Annotated in this window: 5 protein-coding genes; 3 read left to right on the top strand and 2 right to left on the bottom strand. The window is 72.4% G+C overall.

Features of this window, described 5'->3' with window-relative positions:
* The first annotated feature begins 99 nt into the window (after positions 1-99).
* Positions 100-1098, top strand: coding sequence for an aldo/keto reductase family protein (locus tag EYA84_RS29585; RefSeq protein WP_131057373.1), 999 nt, complete (start codon positions 100-102; stop codon positions 1096-1098).
* Positions 1099-1150: 52 nt separating this feature from the next.
* Here EYA84_RS29585 and EYA84_RS29580 read toward each other — a convergent pair whose 3' ends face one another.
* Together EYA84_RS29580 and EYA84_RS29575 are read right to left on the bottom strand one after the other, a co-directional pair.
* Positions 1151-1942, bottom strand: a complete 792-nt coding sequence (locus EYA84_RS29580; RefSeq protein ID WP_131057371.1) for a site-2 protease family protein — start codon at positions 1940-1942, stop codon at positions 1151-1153.
* A complete protein-coding gene (locus tag EYA84_RS29575; protein ID WP_131057369.1) occupies positions 1942-2142 on the bottom strand; it encodes a hypothetical protein in 201 nt (66 codons plus the stop codon). The genes EYA84_RS29580 and EYA84_RS29575 overlap by 1 nt, the downstream gene beginning before the upstream one ends.
* Positions 2143-2326: 184 nt before the next feature.
* Here EYA84_RS29575 and EYA84_RS29570 point away from each other — a divergent pair, with 184 nt between their 5' ends.
* On the top strand, positions 2327-2533 hold the full coding sequence (locus EYA84_RS29570) for a hypothetical protein (protein ID WP_131057367.1): 207 nt from the start codon (positions 2327-2329) through the stop codon (positions 2531-2533).
* 63 nt (positions 2534-2596) lie between these two features.
* Positions 2597-3158: bifunctional adenosylcobinamide kinase/adenosylcobinamide-phosphate guanylyltransferase (gene cobU, locus EYA84_RS29565; protein WP_131057365.1), on the top strand; the 562-nt coding region annotated here is incomplete at its 3' end.

Genomic DNA, 3158 nt, shown 5'->3' with positions numbered 1-3158 from the left:
GTACCGGCCTGCGGCGTCGCCGCCCCGGGCGGCCACGCCGACCGATGCGTCCAGGATCGCCCTGGCCGTTCGTACCCCCGGTGGGGCTAGGGTCGTGGCATGGAATTCCGACACCTGGGCCGCTCCGGCCTGATGGTCAGCGAGATCTCGTACGGCAACTGGATCACCCATGGCTCGCAGGTCGAGGAGGACGCGGCGTTCGCCTGCGTCCGAGCCGCCCTCGACGCCGGCATCACCACCTTCGACACCGCCGACGTGTACGCCGGCACCCGCGCCGAGGACGTCCTCGGCCGGGCGCTGGAGCAGGAGCGGCGCGAGGGCCTGGAGATCTTCACCAAGGTGTACTGGCCCACCGGTCCGGGCCGCAACGACCGGGGCCTGTCCCGCAAGCACATCATGGAGTCGATCAACGGGTCACTGCGCCGGTTGCGGACCGACTACGTCGACCTCTACCAGGCCCACCGGTACGACTACAGCACGCCGCTGGAAGAGACGATGGAGGCGTTCGCCGACGTCGTGCACTCCGGCAAGGCGCACTACATCGGGGTCTCCGAGTGGAAGGCGTCGCAGATCCGCGAGGCCCACGCCCTCGCCCGGGAGCTGCGCATCCCGCTGGTCTCCAGCCAGCCGCAGTACTCGATGCTCTGGCGGGTCATCGAGAGCGAGGTCGTGCCGACCTCCGAGGAGCTGGGCATCGGTCAGATCGTCTGGTCGCCGATGGCGCAGGGCGTCCTCACCGGCAAGTACCTCCCCGGCCAGCCGCCGCCCGCCGGTTCCCGGGCCACCGACGAGAAGTCCGGCGCCGGATTCATCGCCAAGTGGCTCACCGACGACGTGCTGACCCGGGTGCAGCAGCTCCGGCCGCTGGCCGACCAGGCCGGCCTGACCATGGCCCAGCTCGCCGTGGCCTGGGTGCTGCAGAACCCGAACGTCTCCTCGGCGATCGTCGGCGCGTCCCGCCCCGAGCAGGTGCACGACACCGTGAAGGCGGCCGGGGTGAAGCTCGACGCCGGTCTGCTCAAGGCGATCGACGAGATCGTCGAGCCGGTCACCGAGCGGGACCCGGCGCGTACCGAGTCGCCGGCCGAGCGGCCCTGACCCGGCCCGTCCCCGGCCGAGGCGGGCACGTGCCCCGGCCGGGGACGGCGGTTCAGCTCTGCCAGAAACGGACCAGGTCCAGGCCGGTGGCGTAGAGCCGGGGCGGCAGGCCCAGGACGTCACCGATGGCGAAGACCGCGTCGAAGAACCAGCCGCCGATCGTCGGATTCCACAGCAGCGCGAACAGCAGGATGAAGCCGTACGGCGCGAAGAGGTCGTACATCCGCCGGTAGGGCGGGCTCAGCCACGGCTGGATCATGTTGCCGCCGTCGAGCCCGGGCACCGGGAGCAGGTTGAGCAGGCTGGCGGTGACCTGGAGGAAGGCGAGCAGGGCGACGGCGGCCCAGAACTCCACCGGCCCGCCGCCCGACGAGCCGAGACGCAGCACCGCCACCAGCACCAGCGCGAACACCACGTTGGTGACCGGACCGGCGAGGCTGACCAGGGTGTGCCGCAGTCGGCCGGTGATCACGTGCCGGTCCACCCAGACCGCACCGCCGGGCAGTCCGATGCCGCCGAGCAGCACCACCGCCACCGGCAGCGCGATGGAGAGCAACGGGTGGCTGTACTTGAGCGGGTTGAGCGTCAGGTAGCCGCGGTGGGCCACCCCCCGGTCACCGAACCGGTACGCGACCACGGCGTGAGCGTACTCGTGCAGGCAGAGCGAGACCAGCCAGCCGGTGACCACGAAGCCGAACACGGCGACGCGGACGTTGCCCACGCCGTGCCAGGTCAGCAACGCGCTGGTGACCAGCAACGCGACCAGTGCGAGGAACACCGGGCTGGGCCGGAACGCGGCCCGGGGTACCCCCAGCACCAGCGGCTCGGAGTCCCGCGGCGGCATCACTCCGCCGGAGGTTGCAGGCTCATCCGGTAGTCCACCCGGTCGTCCTCCAGCAACGCGACCGAGGTGACGCCGGACGCCGCGAGCTCCCGCCAGGTCTGGCCGATCCAGGACTCGGCGTCCGCCTGGCTGCCGAACGACTCCCCCGGCCCGTCGACCGACTCGCCGTTCGCGCCCTCGTACCGCCAGCTCCACGCCATGTGCGCGTCTCCCCTCGCCGCTGATGTCCCGTGGGGACGGGACCTCCGCCAGCGTAGTCGCACCGCACGGTCGACCGCCCGGCCACGGGCGTCGATCGGGGGCGTCGCGGTGCGCGGTCGGCACCGTGGTTGACCGTCGCCGGGCCGGGTATCTCCGGAGGAACCGGATCTTCAGGAGGCGACGATGACGACACCCATCCCGGAGATGGACACGGCACAGCTTCGCGACATGGCGGTACGCGGCGGTATCCAGGGCGCACGGGAGATGGACCGGGAGGAACTGGTCGACGCCCTGGTCGCCCGTCCCGGCGAGGGTGCCTGGCAGGAGGACCCGAAGCCGGCGGACGTGAACCCCAACGACTACATGTACCAGTCCCCCGAGCCTCGGTGAGCTGGCGCGGGAGCGTGGCCCTGCGATGCCGCTCCCGCCCGGCCGGCCGTTAAGGTACGAGCCATGTCCCTAGACGGGTGGAACACGCTCCTGGTGCTCGGCGGCATCCGCTCCGGCAAGTCGGAGTTCGCCGAGGCCCTGGTGGCCGACGCGGTCTCGGTCCGGTACGTGGCCACCGCCGCCGGCGGAGGCGACGACGACGCGGAGTGGGCGGCACGGATCGCCGCGCACCGGGAGCGCCGGCCGGAGACCTGGAGCACCGAGGAGACGGCGGACGATCCGCGTCGACTGGCCGACGTGATCGCCCACGCCCGGCCGGACGAGACGTTGCTCGTCGACGACCTCGGCGGCTGGGTCACGGTGCTGCTCGACCCGGCCCACCAGCCGGCCGACGACACCGTCACCGTCGCCGAGCTGGCCGCCGCCGTCCGGGACTGCCCGGCACGGCTGGTGCTGGTCAGTCCCGAGGTCGGGCTCTCCCTGGTGCCCACCACGCCGCTGGGCCGGGCGTTCACCGACGCGCTCGGCGCGGTCAACCGGGCCGTCGCCGACGCCTGCGACGCCGTGGTGCTGGTGGTCGCCGGCCAGCCGGTCCGGTTGAAGCCGGCCGCGCCGGAGCCCGCAC

This window comes from Verrucosispora sp. SN26_14.1, assembly GCF_004307965.1.
Classification (GTDB): Bacteria; Actinomycetota; Actinomycetes; order Mycobacteriales; family Micromonosporaceae; genus Micromonospora.
The sequence above is the reverse complement of the archived record's forward strand: the minus strand, read 5'-3'. Positions and strand labels throughout refer to the sequence as shown.